Origin of the sequence: Proteus sp. G3927, assembly GCF_963894685.1 — a bacterium.
Lineage (GTDB): Bacteria > Pseudomonadota > Gammaproteobacteria > Enterobacterales > Enterobacteriaceae > Proteus > Proteus mirabilis.
The window spans coordinates 1-19,237 of record NZ_CAWQGX010000019.1 but is presented as its reverse complement, the minus strand read 5'-3'; the positions used below and the strand labels follow the sequence as shown (position 1 = coordinate 19,237).

General features: G+C 35.3%; 19 protein-coding genes. 9 read left to right on the top strand and 10 right to left on the bottom strand.

Annotated elements, in window-relative coordinates; genetic code table 11:
• Nucleotides 1–19: 19 nt before the first annotated feature.
• Nucleotides 20–721: a septum site-determining protein MinC gene (minC, locus tag AACV00_RS07035; protein ID WP_049210477.1), complete on the bottom strand. Its 702-nt coding sequence runs from the start codon at nt 719–721 to the stop codon at nt 20–22.
• A 133-nt stretch (nt 722–854) separates the two neighbouring features.
• On the opposite strand from minC, the gene AACV00_RS07030 reads away from it, so the two are divergent.
• Genes AACV00_RS07030 through AACV00_RS07015 form a run of 4 tightly spaced genes read left to right on the top strand, consistent with a single transcriptional unit; the run spans nt 855 to nt 3,481 of the window.
• On the top strand, nt 855–1,142 hold the full coding sequence (locus AACV00_RS07030) for a YcgL domain-containing protein (protein ID WP_004247993.1): 288 nt from the start codon (nt 855–857) through the stop codon (nt 1,140–1,142).
• A gap of 24 nt (nt 1,143–1,166) precedes the next feature.
• Complete coding sequence (locus AACV00_RS07025) at nt 1,167–2,294, top strand: lytic murein transglycosylase (protein WP_017827468.1); 1,128 nt, start codon at nt 1,167–1,169, stop codon at nt 2,292–2,294.
• 53 nt (nt 2,295–2,347) lie between these two features.
• Nucleotides 2,348–3,004 (top strand): fumarylacetoacetate hydrolase family protein, encoded by a 657-nt coding sequence (locus tag AACV00_RS07020; RefSeq protein ID WP_004242786.1) that lies wholly within the window; start codon nt 2,348–2,350, stop codon nt 3,002–3,004.
• A gap of 33 nt (nt 3,005–3,037) precedes the next feature.
• Nucleotides 3,038–3,481 carry a YcgN family cysteine cluster protein gene (locus AACV00_RS07015; RefSeq protein ID WP_004242788.1) on the top strand — a complete coding sequence of 148 codons (444 nt, stop codon included), beginning with the start codon at nt 3,038–3,040 and terminating at the stop codon, nt 3,479–3,481.
• Between the two features lie 44 nt (nt 3,482–3,525).
• Here the strand turns inward: AACV00_RS07015 and fetB are convergent, their stop codons facing one another.
• The 4 genes from fetB to AACV00_RS06995 all read right to left on the bottom strand — a co-directional run bounded on the left by fetB (nt 3,526) and on the right by AACV00_RS06995 (nt 7,260).
• Complete coding sequence (gene fetB, locus AACV00_RS07010) at nt 3,526–4,296, bottom strand: iron efflux ABC transporter permease subunit FetB (RefSeq protein ID WP_110706646.1); 771 nt, start codon at nt 4,294–4,296, stop codon at nt 3,526–3,528.
• Between the two features lie 65 nt (nt 4,297–4,361).
• Nucleotides 4,362–5,012: an iron efflux ABC transporter ATP-binding subunit FetA gene (gene fetA, locus AACV00_RS07005; protein ID WP_004242790.1), complete on the bottom strand. Its 651-nt coding sequence runs from the start codon at nt 5,010–5,012 to the stop codon at nt 4,362–4,364.
• A gap of 291 nt (nt 5,013–5,303) precedes the next feature.
• The gene (locus AACV00_RS07000; RefSeq protein WP_036908038.1) at nt 5,304–6,227 is read right to left on the bottom strand and encodes an alpha/beta hydrolase family protein; all 924 of its coding nucleotides are present in this window, start codon (nt 6,225–6,227) and stop codon (nt 5,304–5,306) included.
• A 118-nt stretch (nt 6,228–6,345) separates the two neighbouring features.
• Nucleotides 6,346–7,260, bottom strand: a complete 915-nt coding sequence (locus AACV00_RS06995; RefSeq protein ID WP_004242792.1) for a helix-turn-helix domain-containing protein — start codon at nt 7,258–7,260, stop codon at nt 6,346–6,348.
• Between the two features lie 94 nt (nt 7,261–7,354).
• Here AACV00_RS06995 and AACV00_RS06990 point away from each other — a divergent pair, with 94 nt between their 5' ends.
• Together AACV00_RS06990 and AACV00_RS06985 are read left to right on the top strand one after the other, a co-directional pair.
• Complete coding sequence (locus tag AACV00_RS06990; protein WP_152908225.1) at nt 7,355–7,978, top strand: TetR family transcriptional regulator; 624 nt, start codon at nt 7,355–7,357, stop codon at nt 7,976–7,978.
• A 679-nt stretch (nt 7,979–8,657) separates the two neighbouring features.
• Entirely contained in the window at nt 8,658–10,211 is a 1,554-nt protein-coding gene (locus AACV00_RS06985) for a methyl-accepting chemotaxis protein (protein WP_004247997.1), read from the top strand.
• A 127-nt stretch (nt 10,212–10,338) separates the two neighbouring features.
• Here AACV00_RS06985 and AACV00_RS06980 read toward each other — a convergent pair whose 3' ends face one another.
• A complete protein-coding gene (locus AACV00_RS06980; RefSeq protein ID WP_004247998.1) occupies nt 10,339–11,337 on the bottom strand; it encodes a 2-hydroxyacid dehydrogenase in 999 nt (332 codons plus the stop codon).
• Between the two features lie 158 nt (nt 11,338–11,495).
• On the opposite strand from AACV00_RS06980, the gene AACV00_RS06975 reads away from it, so the two are divergent.
• The 3 genes from AACV00_RS06975 to AACV00_RS06965 are packed head-to-tail and all read left to right on the top strand — an operon-like array spanning nt 11,496 to nt 14,682.
• Entirely contained in the window at nt 11,496–14,132 is a 2,637-nt protein-coding gene (locus AACV00_RS06975; protein ID WP_049256063.1) for a YdbH family protein, read from the top strand.
• Nucleotides 14,129–14,335: a YnbE family lipoprotein gene (locus AACV00_RS06970; protein WP_004242803.1), complete on the top strand. Its 207-nt coding sequence runs from the start codon at nt 14,129–14,131 to the stop codon at nt 14,333–14,335. Before AACV00_RS06975 ends, AACV00_RS06970 begins: the two co-directional genes overlap by 4 nt.
• A 14-nt stretch (nt 14,336–14,349) precedes the next feature.
• Nucleotides 14,350–14,682, top strand: coding sequence for a YdbL family protein (locus tag AACV00_RS06965; protein ID WP_004248000.1), 333 nt, complete (start codon nt 14,350–14,352; stop codon nt 14,680–14,682).
• A gap of 78 nt (nt 14,683–14,760) precedes the next feature.
• Here the strand turns inward: AACV00_RS06965 and AACV00_RS06960 are convergent, their stop codons facing one another.
• From AACV00_RS06960 to AACV00_RS06945, 4 genes are all read right to left on the bottom strand, one after another.
• Nucleotides 14,761–15,345, bottom strand: a complete 585-nt coding sequence (locus tag AACV00_RS06960) for a fimbrial protein (RefSeq protein ID WP_004242805.1) — start codon at nt 15,343–15,345, stop codon at nt 14,761–14,763.
• 41 nt (nt 15,346–15,386) lie between these two features.
• Nucleotides 15,387–17,801: a fimbria/pilus outer membrane usher protein gene (locus AACV00_RS06955; RefSeq protein WP_049199559.1), complete on the bottom strand. Its 2,415-nt coding sequence runs from the start codon at nt 17,799–17,801 to the stop codon at nt 15,387–15,389.
• The gene (locus AACV00_RS06950) at nt 17,794–18,495 is read right to left on the bottom strand and encodes a fimbrial biogenesis chaperone (protein ID WP_036918277.1); all 702 of its coding nucleotides are present in this window, start codon (nt 18,493–18,495) and stop codon (nt 17,794–17,796) included. Before AACV00_RS06950 ends, AACV00_RS06955 begins: the two co-directional genes overlap by 8 nt.
• Nucleotides 18,496–18,621: 126 nt before the next feature.
• A complete protein-coding gene (locus AACV00_RS06945) occupies nt 18,622–19,167 on the bottom strand; it encodes a fimbrial protein (protein ID WP_237612836.1) in 546 nt (181 codons plus the stop codon).
• Nucleotides 19,168–19,237 lie beyond the last annotated feature (70 nt).

Here is a 19,237-nt window from a genome sequence, read left to right as displayed (position 1 = left end):
GTGATTCCTTGTCGATGCTCTAAATTAAGTTCTCGATTGTTAATTCATTCTCTTGCAAACTAAGTTGGACTGATTTGCCAACAAAATCTGTAGGAATTTGGTCGCTTAGCCAATATTGACCAGCAATGGAAACTAGTTCTGCAGATAAATGTGTACAAAAAATATGGCTCTCTTGGTCGCCTGATGCACCGGCAAGAACCCGTCCACGCAATACACCATAAATATGCACATTACCGTCTGCGATTAATTCAGCGCCAGCACTGACATTGCTTAACACGACTAAATCGCTATTTGGTGCGTAAATACGTTGCCCGGAACGCACTGGTGTATGAATGATTTTGGTTTTTTGTCGTACATTTATCGGTACTTCATTCGTTTTATCGTTATTTGCCTGAGCTGTTGGCTTAGTTATTTTACCTTCATTTAGAATAGGTAACTGTGCGGCAATTATCGCTTCTTTTTGTTGAGCGTCATGACTACCACTAATTCCCACAACACGTAAGCCAGCATCTTCTACTATTCGCCTCAGTTTTTTAAAATCAATCGTTTGATCTGCGATAGCAGAGACATTGATAACAACAGGCGCATTTTTCAGAAATTGAGGCGCTTGGGCAATTTTATCTGAAATAGCCTGACGAATAACCTTCGGTGATCCATCATTTAAATGAAGTACCGAGAGGGTAAAATTACTGCCTTTTAACTCAATGGGCGTGTTTGACATCTATCTGACTCAGTAAATTTTCTATAATCTGGCACAAAAAACCAGAGACGATATTACGAAATTATATAAGCATGTTATATTTACTAAAATATTCAGGCAAGTCGCTTATTTTAATAATTAGAGTTTAATGAAAATGATTTGTGCAATTTACCGTAGTACCAAGCGTGATCAAACTTATTTATACATCGAAAAAAAAGATGATTTCTCTCGAATTCCTGAGGAATTATTACAAAGTTTTGGTGAACCACAGTTTGCAATGTTGCTAGATCTCGCGCAAAGACAGCGTTTAGCGAATGCAGACATAGAAAAAGTCAAACAAGCGTTGACTGACCAAGGTTTTTATCTACAAGTGCCACCTCCCGTCGAAAGTATGTTAAATGCTTATTTAGATGAATTAAAAAATTCAGAAAAAACTGAATAAATCATCGAGATAAAAGGAGCATAAATGTTCAAATATTCGTTCATCGCGGTGATTGTTTCTACTGTTTTGCTATCTGCTTGTGCAGATAGCCATCAGAAGAGTGCAGAAAAAAAACCTGTAACAAGTGAAATTGCCGATATTACGACATCAGCACCGGCTCGCTGGAAACAGATTGATGTTGCCTCACTTGAACAGGCTTTTCCAAAACAGTCACGGACACCTGCACAATTTCCTGCTTATGTAGATGCTTTAAAACAAAAAGCGGCTGAATTGGGTTATAAACCTGAAACTATCAATTTTGCCTTTTCGGAAATTCACTTTATTGACAGAGTGGTGAAGTCAGACCGTAATCAGCCAGAAAAGAAAATTACTTTAGATGTGTATTTACCTCGAGTGGTGACGAAAGGACGTATCGCAGAAGGGGCGAAACTTTATCAAGCTAACCAACAAACCCTAGCGCAGATCAGCAATCAATATGGTGTGCCTGCAAATTATATTGTTGCCTTATGGGGATTAGAAAGTGGTTTTGGTCGAGTACAAGGGAAAGAAGATGTTATCTCAGCACTGGCCACATTAGCTTTTGAAGGTCGCCGTGAGGCTTTGTTTAGTCGCCAATTAATGGCCGCACTTGAGATAATCGAAAATGGACATTTACCTGTAGGCCAGCGTTTAAAAGGCTCTTGGGCAGGCGCAATGGGGCAGACACAGTTTATGCCATCTTCATTTTTGACTTACGCTGCTGATGGCAATGGTGATGGCAATATTGATATATGGAATAGCCGTGAAGATGCGTTTGCTTCAGCCGCTAATTATTTAGCAACCGAGGGATGGCAACGCGATCTCCCTTGGGGGGAACAAGTCAGTTTACCTGCTAATTTTAATCAACAGTTGGAAGGTATAAAAACAGAGCAACAAAAAACGGTCGCACAATGGAAGGCGCTAGGGGTGCAATTACCCGCTAATAGCCAATTAAGTGATGATATGAAGGTATGGCTGATAATTCCTGATGATGATTTGCATAGAAGTTATTTAGTCACCCAAAATTTCCGTACTATCATGCATTGGAATAGCTCTTACTTTTTTGCTTTGAGCATTGTGACGATGGCTGATGGCGTGGCCAATAAAATAAATACACTGCCAACTCAACACTAAATCACGTTAGCAGTGACATAAAACACAGCGATTTACCTAATAAGGAAAATATTATGTATCAACATAGAGATTGGGAAGGTTCGTTGCTTGATTTTCCTGTCAATAAAGTGATTTGTGTGGGCAGTAATTATGCAAACCACATAAAAGAGATGGGCTCGGTGCGCTCTGAAGAGCCTGTTATCTTTATTAAACCAGAAACGGCAATGTGTGATATTCGCCAACCTATTGCGATCCCCAAAGAGATGGGGGCAGTGCATCATGAAATAGAGTTAGCGGTATTAATTGGTCAGCCACTGAAACAAGCCAATGAAGATAGGGTTGATCGCGCTATTGCTGGTTTTGGTGTTGGTTTAGATCTCACTTTACGTGATTTACAAAGTCAATTAAAAAAAGCGGGACAACCTTGGGAGAAAAGTAAAGCGTTTGATGGTTCAGCGCCTTTGTCGGGATTTATTCCGGTGAACTCTTTTGGTGATCCCCAAAATGTTGACTTAATGTTGAAAGTTAATGGTGAAATTCGTCAGCAAGGGAACAGTCGTGATATGCTAACGCCTGTTTTACCCCTTATCAGTTATATGTCGCGCTTTTTTACCCTTCGCCCAGGTGATGTCATTTTAACGGGAACACCAGAAGGTGTCGGTCCCTTAGCATCGGGTGATATGTTGGTATTAAGTGTCAATGAACATCAGCTGACCACACGGGTTATTTAATAATATGATGAGCAATAAGGTAATAACGTAGAGATGACACAGGCTTTTTGGCAGACAAAAACTTTGGATGAAATGAGTGATGATGAGTGGGAATCGTTATGTGACGGGTGTGGGCAGTGCTGTTTACACAAGTTAATGGATGATGATACTGATGAGATATATTTTACTAACGTCGCTTGTAATCAGTTAAATATTAAAACCTGCCAATGCAGTAACTATGAAGATCGTTTTCGTTATGAGCCTGATTGTATCAAACTCACGCGATATAATTTGCCGACGTTTGAATGGTTACCGATGACTTGTGCTTATCGCTTATTAGCAGAAGGGAAGCCTTTAGCGGATTGGCATCCCCTTATTGCAGGTAATAAAGCAAAAATGCATCAAGGTAATATCTCAGTAAGATATATTGCTGTTCCTGAAGTGGAAGTTGAAGACTGGGAAGATCATATTCTTAATCGCCCCAAAGGACGCGGTTAATATTGCGCTCTCCCTTTGTGTTACACAGAGGGAGAGTCATTATCTTATTGATTAAACGTCATTAATTGATGGCGTTGATTAAAGAATTTCTTATAGGTTAAATAGCAAGCAATAATTGTTGAAATACTGGCGGTTGCCATCAACATAAAGGTGACCATAATTTGGTATTTAACCGCTTGTAGTGGATCAACACCGGCAAAAATTAATCCAGACATCATTCCAGGTAAGCTTACAATCCCCACGGTCTTGGCTGCGTCAATGGTCGGAATTAACGACGATTTAATACTATCTCGAATAATAGCCATTGAAGCAATTTTAGGGGTTGCCCCTAAACTTAACATTTCTTGGATCTGTTGTTGATGATTTTCAAAACGTTGCCCAAGCTGATTATAACAAAGTCCGGTCGCAATCATTGCATTCCCCGCGATCATACCGGTAATAGGAATAATTTGGATAGGGGTAAAGGCAATGGCATGAGTAAAAAGTAAAATACTTAAGGTGAGCAATGCCCCTGTGGTAATAGCGACAAATGAGATAATAAAAATATCTTTAACGTATTTACTGCGTTTTTTAGCATTATAGGCAGCGTTATAACAGATAAATAAGACCATTAGAAATGTAAGGATAATATGGTCGACGTCGAAAATATAAGTTAATACGTAGCCAACAATAAAGAGTTGAATTATCGCTCGGGCGGTACTCCAAATAATATCTTTCTCTAATGAAAGTTTCTCTTTTCGACTAATAAATATAGCCACTAAGACCAGTAACAGAGAAAAAATAAGAGATTCATTACTGATTGTATGTTCGTTCATAATAATTTATTTGCTCACTGCTCAATAAAGTTAAAATTAAGGGGGTAATGGAAGTAAACCTAACCTTAATTGTTCATATGACTCGGTAAGTGGATCACATCATCGGCATGTTTGATTTCATTTTGATCGTGAGTTACCCATAATGCAGCGATTTTTTGCTCTTTGACATAATGATGAATAAGCTCATTGACTTTTATTTTATTGTCTTCATCAAGAGCACTAGTAATTTCATCAAGCAATAACACTTTAGGTAAAAACTGTAGGTTACGGATAAGTGAGATACGTTGTTTTTCACCACCAGAAAGTTCATTAATACCTTTATTTAAAATCTCATTGGGCAAATTAAAGTAATCTAAATCTTTCGCTAATTTCTTCTCATCAACGGCGATTTTGCGTAGTAAATAAGGAAATTTAAGATTGTCATAAACCGTTTCACCAAATAACATCGGGGTTTGAGTACAATACGAAACTTGTTGTCGGTATTGTTCAGGAGAAAGGGTTAAGTAGTCTTTTCCGTCAAAGAAAAGTGTGCCACTTGTTGGTGATAATAAAGAAGCAATGATTTTTAATAACGTACTTTTTCCACAGCCAGAAGGGCCTGTAATCAATTTAAATTCAGAAGGTTGTAGTGAGAAAGTCACATTATCTAGAATAATTTTGCTATCGAGTTGAAAGCCAATTTTTTCCAGACATAGTAGTGCGCGATTATTGTTCATTCTGATCCTATACATCTAGAAGAGAGAAATTATCACTATTATACAAGGTTAATTGTATAATGATCCTGTTCCATATCAGTGATCTGATAACAAGATTTAACTTAAGTATAAGAGCATAAAGGTGTGATGATAAATTGCTTTTCTCTATCACTACTATCAGTCAATCAATATTAAATAGCCAATAGGGGAAACAGAAAGATAACGCAGCATAAAAGATTAAGCATGATAAAATAGGCCTAATCATCAGCTCGTAAAATTATCTTAATATAATAAGTCAAGATAGGATGAATGTTATTTATTATATTGCGCATACCATTGCTGTATATCTTGAACGACTTTTCCGGTTAATCGCTCACCTTGTTGATTATAAAAACCATGATTTAATTTATCATATTTAATAAATGTCACATTAGGTTGCGTTATCTCTTGAGATAATTGATGGAATGCAGCCACATCTACATTGATATCATCTAATGTTTGAACAATTAATACCGGAGTTTGCGTGTTGCGCTTAATCACCTCAAGTAGATCAATAGCAAGATATTGTTGCCACCATAATTTGCTATGTTCACTAACAAATTGCTCATCACCAATTTGATTCGTTATTATTGCATTAGCGAGTTGTTGAAAGCTATTTATTGCTTCTTCCACATGCTCTTTAGGTGTTGTATTGCGTATATTGTACAGTACATCATCAAGGAAAAAACGACCACCGCCATTTAATGCGATTGCAGCGCTAATATCATGACGTTCAGCAACAACTAAATGAACCATTGTTGCGCCTTCACTTCCTCCAAGTAATACAATATTGGTGTAATTAGGGGATAGTTTATCTAGCACTGCTAAATAATCAGCAAGCCTTTGGCTAGGATTATCATGCAGTTTATAGTTTTTAGGGCAATCTTCTCTTTCACCATTATCGTCGGAATAAGTCAATTGTGCTGTAATACCATACTTTTCAACCATTAAAACATCACTACTCGGTAGCCATCTACCAAAGGTTTCTTGAATAAAAGTATTATTTTTTATGCTATTACAGTCAGAACCTTGCATTAAAACTAACAGTGTTTTGTTATGTTCAGCTTGTTTATCTAGATAATAAATCAGTTCGCTATTATCTTGGCGAATCAGTTTATGTGTGCTTATTTCTGCGTAGCTTGATGTTATTGATGATACTAAGAAAGTGGTGCATAGCAACAAAGAACAAATACGCATAGAACAACCTTATTAACCAAGGGATGCTGAGAGAGAAGAATGGCTAAATAACCCATTAAGACGGTTAATTAGCCATATCAATAAACTGAAAGTCAAGTCGTTAAGTACTTATTACTGATTAATGAATTGGAACGTAATAATCAATTTCCAGTGTTTTTGGTAGTTCCATAATGTCGCTATCTGTTTCTATACAAATGTAGTTTTCAATATCTGGCCCTAAACGACGACATAACCCCAAAGCCGGTAAAGTATAAAAGTAGATCTTGATGGCAAATTGTTTATATTCTTCTAACGTGCCTTTAAATTGGAAACGAACATAACGCCCGCCTGCGATCGCTTTTTTTCTAAAACCACGGGGTCTGGTAAAGTGATCTAAATTGTTTAGGCCAATTTCATAATCAATCTGGATCTTATCTTTACGTAATGTATTTGGCTGATAAGAAATTAACACACTACTTTCCGTAAAGTTTTTATCTGTGTACAACAAAAAATCATTCCAAAACTGATGACGAATATCTTCATGTAGTTTGCCAATATCCTCGATAGAGCAAAAGTATTGGTATTGAATAACATAAAGAAAGCTTTCAGGTAGCTCGATAATATTTGGAATAGGGAGGTCGGTAACTTCAAAATTGATGGGGGGCTGAAAATTGTCGCTACACAACACATCAACTTTACGGTATTCCGAAGGAGTAACGCCAAAAACAGCTTTAAAGCGGCGTGTAAAAGATTGCTGCGAATCAAATTGATAGCGTAGTGCGATAGTTAATACCGGAAGTTTAGTTAAGCGCAATTCAGTGGCGGCTTTGGTCAGTCGTCTACCACGAATATAAGAGGCTAATGTTAAGCCCGTTGCTTGCTTAAACACCCGTTGCAAATGCCATTTTGTATAACCTGATTTTATCGCTACATCATCAAGTAATAACGGCTTTTCTAGATTTACCTCGATCCAGAGCAGAAGTTCTTTAATCACTTCTATATTAAACGAAGATAAAGAATTGGAAGGGATAAGTCCATTGAACTGAGATGACATGATGATTTCCTGAAAAGATATTTTGTTCAGTTTACACAAAACTGATACCCATATATTATTACATACTTATGGTATGTTTTATGGGTTTTTTATCATGAAATTAAAATCACGGCAACAAGAGAATTCAGAACAAACACGCTTAGCTTTACTTGAAGCTGGGCAATATCTCTTTGTAAATCAATGCTATTATGATGTTTCCATTGATGAAATATCACGTTATGCAAGGGTCACTAAAGGGGCGTTTTATCATCACTTCAGTAATAAAAAAGCCCTTTTGAGAGAGTGTTATTTACTGCAAGTTAAGCATGCTGTTCAAAAATTAGATGAAGTGCCTACTTATGATGATAAATGGCAAGAGCTAACGGCTCTCTTCTCTCTTTGTGTTGACCATATTTATCAGTGTAAAAACGAGTTAATTCCCTTACAAGAAGTTATCTCGGTATTAGGTTGGAAAGAGTGGGAAGAGATTGACGCCAACATTCTTATTCCTCGTATCCAACACTGTGTTGATATTCTCTTTGCTGAAAAACAGATCTGTGCTTATTCACCGGCTATTGTGGTGAATTTAATTTATGGTTTTATTACTCATATTGCTATCAATCTAAAAAATGAAGCGTCATTGCCGAAAGAGGCATGTAGTGATTTTAAAGCTATTTTTGCTGATTTTTTAATCGGGGTAAAACAAGCATCACCACAGCGTCATCAACATAGGGCATAAAGAGGTATTAAAATACCTCTAAGCATTGTGCAAAAGATTAACAATCAACAAATAATTCTGTTCAATTATTACTGTATTATTGAATAGCAAAACATAGCGATTGAATAAAGAGATAAGTTTAATTGAACTAACTAAAAAATAATTAAAAATAGAATAAGTAATCTTTCTTAATATCGTTAATCTATTTGAGTTAAATAACCTAATGTCCACAGTATTAAGCAATAGCATTATTTTTTAAGAAAGTAACAACAATTCTTTCTGTTTAAATAAAAAAGTATGATTAGTTTAATTTATAAAATAAATACTGATATTGTATGATGAATTGGTCATGCTTTAAAATTTATCCTGTTCATTCTAAAAGATAATTAATCATTTAATTTTTTATCAATCAAATCATAATGCTAATGGAATATTATGTAACGAATTGCTTAGTGGACAGTGAAATGAAATGTTTATTTCAAAAATAAAAAATAGATTTCACTATGCTCTAAAGTTTTTGATGAAAATGACCGACATTATCAATGTGAGCAGTCTCTTACCTGTCTCTATAATCTAAAAAATAATCTTTAATTTATTTTGTTAACACTAGGGAATGCACTCTTTTTTACTAAAGAGTGCATTCTGATATCTTACAAATATACAGAAAAATCAAAGCTGTATATTTTGCTGGAATATGATTATGTTTAAAAACATCAGTATAGAAAAAACCGTTAAAGTTATGCTGGCTATTTTATTTGTACTTATTATGAGCATTATTTACTTTAGTTATGATGCTTCAACACGCTCTTATCATAACTTTGTTTCATCAAATAACTTAAGTCAGCAAATGTTGCTGATGGGAAAAGCGCGTTATCAAATGGCGGTGATCAGAGCGAATATTAATGGCTTGGATGGGCAGTTAAGAGTGAATGAAAAACCTTCTGCTAAATACCTTCATCAAACTCAAGAATATATAAAAATCACCCGTGAAGAGATCCACCGTTGGGCGGATGCTGAAAAGTTAACCATGGAAGGGCGTCAGGTTGCTGATGATATGACGAAACGCTTTGATGAGCTTTTAGATATATTTACCGATGCCTTAGCTAAATTACGTAAAGGACAATTGACTACGCACTCTGCTAGTCAAAAAATGGATGAACTCAACGAGATCACCATGACATATTATGCCGTCGCCAATGGTATTGAGAATAATTATATTGATATTGCGAAAACCTCACAACAGCGCATTATGCTAATGGCGTTAGTCACAGCGATTATTGTCATTATGCTCTTTATCATTATCTTACGTTGGTTCTCTCATAGCTTTATCGGCAATATTAAAGTGCTTATTAATATTTTTAGTAAAATGAGCCAAGGCGATTTAAGTATGCGAGTAGAAAATCACGGTAACAATGAATTTGGTAAGCTATTTAATGAAATGAATAAAATGAAAGTTTCATTAAGTCAAATGATTGCTTCGGTAAAAAATGCAGTAAACACCATTAGCGTCAGTGCAAGTGAAATAGCAACAGGTAATACTGACCTCTCCTCACGTACTGAAGAGCAGGCTAGTGCGCTACAACAAACTGTTGCAAGCATGGAGCAAATCAAAACCACGGTTGAAAAAAATGCTGATAACTCACGCCAAGCTAGCCAGTTGGCATTAAGAGCGACAACGTCAGCACAAAACGGCGAAAAGGTGATGGATAATGTTATCGAAACCATGTCGTCGATTTCTGAAAGTGCAAAGAAGATCTCAGATATTAATGACATCATTAACAGTATTGCCAATCAAACCAATATTCTCTCATTGAATGCCGCGGTTGAAGCGGCTAGAGCGGGTGAACAAGGTCGCGGATTTACCGTTGTTGCAGCCGAAGTGCGTAACTTAGCCAGTCGTAGTGCAGAGGCAGCCAAAGAGATAAATGAACTTATTACCCATTCGGTAAATAAAGTACAGGTTGGATCACAACAAGTGAGCGAAGCAGGACGCTCCATGTCGGAAATTGTGACCACCATTAGCCAAGTTAATGATTTTATGCAACAGATTGCCTTAGCCTCTAATGAACAAAGTATGGGGATTAATCAAATTGCTATGGCCGTAAGTGAGATGGATACCGTGACTCAACAAAATGCAGCACTTGTGGAAGAGTCTGCCACTATTACTGCCAATATGGATGATGAAGCTCATCAGCTTGCCAACTTAGTCTCTCAATTTAAAGTGGATGAGAAAGAAAATACTAGGCAGGCATAAAAGGGATAATTTACGCTTGATAAAAATGTACCTAAGAAGATAAATATGTTGTTAATTCATTAACCAAGACGAATAAGATAAAACCCCTTTAACCACTCAAAGGTGGCTAAAAGGGGTTTTTAGAGACTTAGGCTTTCACTTCGTTAGGTGATGTTATACCTGCAGCAACCTCTTTAATATTGTGCAATGTCGTTTCACTAATACTAATTAACGCTTCTTCAGTTAAGAATGCTTGGTGCCCGGTAAACAATACGTTATGGCAAGAGGAAAGGCGACGGAACACGTCATCTTGAATAACATCATTTGATTTATCTTCAAAAAATAAATCGCGCTCATTTTCGTAGACATCCATGCCTAATGCGCCAATTTTACCTTGTTTTAAGGCATTAATGGCAGCTGCAGAATCAATTAAGGCCCCACGGCTAGTGTTGATGATCATTACTCCATCTTTCATTTGCGAAAAAGCACTTTCATTTAATAAATGATGATTTTCTGCGGTTAATGGGCAATGCAACGAAATAACATGTGAATTTGCGTAAAGAGTCGCTAAGTCAACATATTCCGCACCCAAATCTAATACAGCTTGGTTTGGATAAGGATCATAGGCCAATAGCTTCATACCAAAGCCTTTTAGTATGCGTAAAGTCGCTAGACCAATTTTCCCCGTACCGATAATCCCAGCAGTGCGATTATGCATATTAAAGCCAGTTAAGCCTTCTAAGGAAAAGTTTGCATCACGGGTACGTTGGTAGGCTCTGTGAATACGACGATTTAACGAGAGCATCATCCCAACAGTATGCTCAGCAATCGCTTCTGGGGAATAAGCCGGCACACGCACTACGGTGATCCCTAATTCGGCCGCTGCCTTAAGGTCAACATTATTAAACCCCGCACAACGCAGTGCAAGGATATGGATGTTGAGACTGGCAAGCTCTTGTAATACCGCACGATTAGCATCATCATTAACAAAGATACAGACTGCATCTGCGCCGACGGCATTTTTTGCTGTTTGTTCAGTCAAATTAAAGTCAAAATATTCGATATCATAATGATATCCATTATGCTGATTGACCCATTCCATATGTTTGCGGTCATAATGTTTAGTACTATAGGAAACAATTTTCATCCTGTACTCGCTTATTATCGATTAAAATTTATTTTGAGAGTGAGAAAACAAGAATTATCTAACCCCAATAGAGAAGCATTTAATACTATTATTATAAACAATTTAATGGGTAAAGTGGATGTTCGGAATGTGGTTAATGTGATCAAAAGGAAAATGAGGTGTTGTTAAAGAAAACAATCAAATGGACAGGGATGATACTACTGGGTGTCGGTGCAGTTAGCACGACCTTGTGGCTCACCATTCCACGTTGGTTACCTGTTGTGGCTAAAACCTATTTACCTGAAGGTGTTTCACTCTCTTTAACACAACCTAGGTTACAACAATGGGGTGTTTTTATTGATGATATCGCATTAAAAAGTGATAGCTGTACCTTGGCTAATGTGCAGCAATTTACGTTTAACTATCAAAAACAGCAAATTGATAGCCTATCATTTAATAGTCAACAACTTACTATTAACGAAGGGTGTTTTTCACAATTATCTTTTGCAGATAAAAAAGAGACCGCAACAGTTCCTCTCGATATTCATGCGTTATTAGCTACTATTCCTCACTTATCGGTTGATATCAATCATGTTTCTTTAATGGATAATCAGCGCTATAACGGCCATTTTCAGCTTAAAAGTGATACAAATGGGCGATTAATCAGCTATCAGGGAGATAATACGCAGATACAAGCGCTGATCCGTGATAATCAATGGTTAGATATTAAACAATTAAAGATTAATTTACCTGACGATAATCAGATAGAGCTGGCGGCTGAAATAGCGTTACCCCTTAATGTTGATTCATTACCAGAAAATGGTTCTATCAGCACAACATTGTTAACATCCCATTATGCTTACCCATTAGTCTTTATTGCTCAATGGCAAGGGAATAGCGGTACTATTTCTATTGCTGAACAAGGTGGAGGGCAAGCGTTAGCTGTGTTGCCTTGGAATGTAACTGCAGAAAATATCACGATAGAAAAAGGGCGTTGGGAATGGTTTGGGTTTGATCAACCCTTACGTGGTGGTGTGAATATCAACATTGCCCAGTGGCAGCAAGGATTAACGGGGTTACGCTTAACTGCGCGCTTAAATGTTATGACGCAAGGGCATGCAGGGAAAGGGAATTTAGTGATGACGATACCTGAAACGGCGATTAACTGGTTAGATGCTGATATACCTATTCAATTGACAGGCATTGTAAATAAAGATCTCATGCAAGCCAGTGCACAACTTCCCGTTAAAGTGACTGGTATGTTGACAGATCCTACTATCGAATTTCAGCCCGGTTCACTATTACGCTTTAAAGGGCAACTAACAGAAACGCTGACGGTAAAAGATGCTCGTTTACCACTGGCTGGCTCAACATTATCTTCCAAAGGATTTAATGGTCACCTAAATGCGATTGTGTTAGCTGAAGATACTATTTGGGGAGATTATCGGGTCCATTTTGCTGGACGTTCGACCGATTTCTTACCTGATCAGGGCAATTGGCAATGGCGTTATTGGGGAGAGGGCAATTTATTGCCATTAAAAGCGCGTTGGGATATCGCTGGAACTGGCTCTTGGGTAGATAACATGGTGAGTTTTGAGACATTAAATACCGGATTTGATGTTTTAACTTATCAGCATACCAGTATGTTAGCACCCAGATTGACGCTCTTAACGCCATTTCGTTGGTTAAGAGACGATAAAAACCCATTATTTGAAGGAAAATTGAAGTTAACCAGTCAACGAATCGATTTTCCTGCGGGGGGATTCTTAGATAGAGCTGACTTTATTGCTAGTGTAAAAGGTCAATCTCCTTTTCGTTTTAATATGAAAGGCGAGCTCAATGCCAAGCCAAATATTGGACCGATAACGATTAATACACGTTGGGATGGTGAAAGGCTAAGAGGGCAGATGCGTTGGCCTGCACAACCAATCAATGCCTTTCAATCTTTATTGCCAGAAAAATTAGGCATCACATTAGATAATGGCGAATTTTATACTCAAGCTGACTTTTCTATTGCCCCTCAACAAGGTTTAGTTGCTGGTGGACATTTAGTAGTTAAACAAGGCAGCATGTGGCTAAAAGATGGCGTATTAGAAGGACTCGATTTTATTTTACCTTGGCGTTTAAACGGTGATGAATGGCAACTAGGTGTAAAGCAGCCAGTGCAATTACGCATTAAGCGCGTCAACAACTTATTTGAAATGACAGATATTACCGCCGATCTGCAAGGATTTTACCCTATTACAGAAGCAAAACCTTTAGTTTTATCTAATGTCAAGGTTGCCATGCTTGATGGCACTATTTCTATGGCAAAATTAGCATTACCACAGCATGAAGCGGCGATTATCTCATTAGATAATCTAGAGTTAAGTCGGCTTTTCACTTTATTGAAGGTGACCCAATTTGCCGCATCAGGTAAAGTAAGTGGCGAATTACCTTTCTTTATCAATAACAATCAGTGGATAGTGAAAGATGGGTGGCTGGCTAATTCATCGTACTTAACCCTCAGGCTTGATAAAGATTTTGTTGACTCTATTGATGATAGCAATATGACAGCCGGTGTCGCTATGGCATGGTTACGATATTTAGAGATTAGCCGCTCTTGGACGCGGGTTAATTTAAGCAACCTAGGTGAATTAGTGCTTGAAGCGGAAATCCAAGGGAAAAATCCATTGGAAGACAAACGGCGACAAGTAAATCTTAATTATCGCCATCAAGAAAATATTTTTCAGTTATGGCGCAGCTTGCGATTTGGTTCGCAATTGGAAGAGTGGTTAGAAAAGAGCCTATCCGATTTAGGGAGTGAGTCAGAATGATGTTATTATTTTTAAAAAGACTATTTTTATTTGTTATTTTCACTATCGGCATATCAGCACTCACTGGATGTATTCGATTAGAGGTTGCTACCCCGGAAAAACCGATAAACATTAATATGAACGTTAAGATTGAACATGAAATTAATGTCAAAATAGATCGCCAAGTTGAAGACTTGCTGAAAAACAATAGTGCTATATTCTAACGCTGGGGTGAATAATGAATTATAAAAAATATCTCTTTAGTTTTGCATTAATCACAGCATTGATTAGTTCAAATGCCGTTGCTTTAACACTTGATGAGGCGCGCGCGCAAGGCTTAGTAGGGGAAACTTTTAGTGGTTATGTTGAGTTAGTACAACCAAACCATAAGCAAGCTCAAATATTGGTGAATGAAATCAATCAAGCCAGAAAAGCCAAATATGCTGAAATTGCTAAAACCAATCAAGTGACTCCTGAATCTGTTGCCCGTTTAGCGGGTGAAAAATTAGTGGCAAGAGCCAATTCAGGTGAGTTTGTTAAAGGAATTAATGGGCAGTGGGTTAAGAAATAATATCCACTACCCAAGTAGCGATAAAAGAGAGACTAAATTATTCTCATAGCGTTGATATAGTGATAATACTTATTATCACTACAGTACTCTGTTTTCTACACCCGCAAATTCATTATCATTTTCAACAATCTGATCTTTTGCTTCCACAATGAACGTAATACGAGAAGATATATACCCTGGCTTTGCGCGAAGATTATCTTTTTTGACATAATTTATAAAGAAATTAAAATAAGCAGTACCACTTTCATCAATAGTTTTAGTGAATGTATTTTTCTGATTTAAATCAATAGGATTATTTTCATCATCAATTAATTGGAATGTCACATTATCACTTGCTTCAGAGCCTGTTACATCGTTGATAAGGTAACCATTATTAAAATCAATATTTGTATTATCAATACGTAAAGTTATTTTAGTATTCTTTTCTGAACAAAGACTAAAAACTATAGCAATTCTTTTAGAATATCTGTCATTAGCTAAGGTTCCTGCATAATTGCTAGGGAAAGAATCAGGACGTATACTTCTAACTTTAGTGCTATTAGGTATGTCAAAGCTACAACTTATTGGCGCTGGTAAACTACCTCTTCTATTATCAGATAAAGCAATAAAAGGGAAGTATAGTAATAATAGAGGAATTAAAAATGTTATATTTATTGATTTCATAGAAACACCTTACATAAATATTCAAGAATAAAAATTATTCATTATTGGCAATAAATTTGTTTCTTAATAATTGAATTATTTTTACTTTCATTTTTTACGTTATAATGGAAGAAACATTGTTGCTCCTCTGTATCTCCCCATTTTACTTGTACCGTTCCGCTTTCTTTTATTCCGGAGAGGAATATTCTATTGTGGTCATAGACAGAATCACTAGAAATGAGATTATTATTATCATCAAATGCCATTACATTGGCAGCAAAAGGAATTGGTGTATTTGAGGTAAATAAAACATTATAGCCGATATTTATAGGGAAATTGATTTTTGCTACCGCACCTAAAGTGGGTACGATGATTTTACTTTGAGTTTTAGTATTACTAAATTCAGGTAACGAATTTATGTTTAGTCCAATAGTATTTTTACGATATGGCATGATGTGCGGTAATATTAAATTACCGTTATTGTCTGTAGTGGCTTGTGAAGAACGATTAGTTTTAATTCCGGCAATGCCATTAGTATTTACAATAGCAAAAGTATTACCTAAATCAGGTGCCAAAGTTATTCCACTTTGATGTAACACTATCGCACCATCAATCCCCAATCTTAAATTGGTTTTATTATTAGATGATTTATTTGCATTAATAGAATAAGATTGATATCTCCCCTTATACTGAGTATTTACTGAAGTATGATAGCCAGCATTTGGGTGGCTAAAATCCCGTCGGTAATTAATAGAATAGCCTAAGCGATAGTGTTCTAATAAACTTCCACCTATAGTCGTACTATTTATATAACCTTTATTGTTTGGATGATAATCAAATTGATTGCTTACCCAATGATAGGATTGAGAGCTATTTGTTAGTGGAATATTAAAATTTAAAGAAAAATGATTGTCATTATAATATCTTTCATTTTTATATTGATATTTTATACTATAATTCATTTTTTTTATAGAAGATGATAGAGAAGTATTGATTGTAAAGTCATTTTTTCTTTTGGCATAAGAATTTTGATGATAACCAATAGAAAATGTCCCGAAAGATTTAATCGGTTGAAAGAGAGAAATTGTATAGCTATTTTTTATGTTGTCTGTTTGACTTTTTCTAATGCTAACACTATCAGATTTTATTGATTGATAATGGCTAGAAGATATATTTAAAGAAGTACCAATATTGCTCCATCGTTTATTATAGCGCAATTGGTATTTTAATAGATTATTGTGTTCAAAATAACTAATATCACTGGCTACTCCCCCCCAGCGTCCTAAATCTAATGATAATCCTGAAAAGAAAGTATTGCTATTCAGCTTCTTTCTAATTGCACCATAAGCGGTTATTTTTTGATTAATACCATAGGAGAACTCACCCAGTAAAAAAATAGGGTTATTATTTTGATTATTAAACTGGTTATATCTATCATAAGAATATCCAGAAATAAAATTATATTGATAACGACCTTTTTTTAATTGGTTTGGCATTGTAGTAAAGTAATGCGTACTTTTTCTTATACGTCCATCTGCTTCTTTTATTTCTAATACCAATTCATTGCTACCTATAACAGGTAGATCGTTTAAAATAAAAGGCCCAGGAGGAACAATAGTTTCATAAATGGTTCTTCCTTGTTGTTTCACTTTAATTTCAGCATGAGATTCTGCAATCTCTTCTATAATAGGACTATTCATATAGAGATCATTACCAGAGAGCAAATCACTAGATATAAGTTGAAATCCAATTAATTTATCTGTTGATAACATTCTACTGGTTGGTCGAAATTCCCCCACATTAAGCGTTGCCAACAGCGTATTTAATTGATGATAAGCATATAATGAGTATAGCTTAAATTGCTGTTGCTTATCCGTATGATGATAATAACTTTTACTACGTACTCGCCAAGCACCTAAGTTAGCACCTGAATTAAAACTGATTTTGTGTTCTATCTTATTTTGATTGTTATATTTGCCAAAATAAGAATATGAGCTAAACAAAGCAGTGACACCATCATCCCATAAAACTTGGCTAGCAAGCATATTTTTTTTATTATCTAAGGCTTTTTGTGGAATAGTTAAATATAATGATTGCGAGGAAAAATTATATTTAAAATCAATATTGTAATCGCTTAATAACAAATCCGAATTTAAATCAACAGGAATATTATAAAAAGATGGGTCAATATTTAAACGAATTAAATCATTAATATTAATCCTTGGTGTTAATATACCGTCTTTATTTTCATAATATAAAATAATGGTTTCTTTTTTATTTTCGTTGATATAAATATTTGTTGAGTAATAACCATCAGGATGTTCATTATTTAATAACTTGCCGATGGTTTTATTATCAATGTTTGACAATACACTTTTATATAGAGAATGAATATTATTGTTAGCAATAGAAAAGAGAGGGTATGCATTTAATATCAATAGCAAAGATGTTTTTAGTCTAAAACTTATCTTACTCATAAATAAGTTCCTTTGGGGTTGCAATGATAGTCTGCTCATACTCATCGACTCTCTTCCAATGTACTTTTCTATCTTTGATATTTTTAGTTATATTTTTATTTTTTATACTGTAATTTTTAAATGGCGATAGGGTTATTCGTTCATTTAATATATCAATGTTATCTACCTTTGCTTCTGCTATGGTAATAAAATAAGGAGTGGGGTTATTTATTTTAATAAAATCTTCATCATTAATAAAAAAATTAATATCTTTATTATCACTTTTGTTAATAATATTGCTAGGTGTATAGAAAAGATTATATATTGAGTTTAAAGAGATAAGAAGCAAGTTTTTATCAGCCATCTCATCATCTATAACTGGAACTACTTTTATGTTTACTCTATATACAGATTCTTGGTTGATTTCTTTTATATCATCCGTTTTGATAATTTTTAATGTAAATTTATCATTTGGTGCTAATCTTATCAAACTAGGAGAAATGATAAATGGTGCCTCACTATTATCTTCTTTGTTATAGTGTGATACCCAACTTTGAATAATATAGGTTTTTTGTTCGCTTTTATTTTTTATATTAAATAGAATTTCCTTATCTTGTTCTTTATAAAAAAATCTATCCTTATTAATTTGAATAGAAGCATAACATGAGAATGTAAAGACAAATGATATTATATAAACAATATATTTTTTAATCATATGTTTTTTTAATTAACCATTAGTTAAGTTATTTATTGTATTAACCTATAAATAAAAAGCCGGTATTTCCCCGACTTTTTATTGGGTTGAAAATTAAAGCAGAATTATATTTAGTTTTGGCTGTTTTTATTGGATATTATCAGTGATGTAAGCATCAAGAGATAAGGTAGCCTTGAAAGCACCTGCGGTAACAGCATCATCAATCGATTCAGGTCTATCATATTTTAATGAAAATACTAATCTACCACTATCACCGGCAACATCCGAATAAAATGTACGTTGTTCTCGCTCACCATTAAGTGGAACAAGTTCACCTGTAGAACCCAATAATGCTACTCGAGCATTGGTATCATTTGCTGTCGAACTAGCATTCATTAAATGAGTAGTGTTTTGTCGTGCAACAACTATTTTGACTTTTCTTGCTCTTTCTTGATTAGTACAGCCAGAAAAATCCACACTAAATCGTTTTTCAGGAGTAAGTAGTAAAGAATCAACGTAAGCATCATCCAATTGAATTGGAGCAATATCTTGAACGACACAAGTTAGTTTCTCGTCAATTACTCTGCCTTGGATATCTATATTATAACCACCAAGGTGAATCTGTTGTGCAATAGCTTGTGTTGATAAAGAAAGTGTAGATAGAATTAATAGTGAAAATAATGATTTTTTCATTTTAAAGTCCATTTAAGTATTAATTGTAGTTACAAATTTGCTCATAATTAAGAGCGAGATAATAATATTT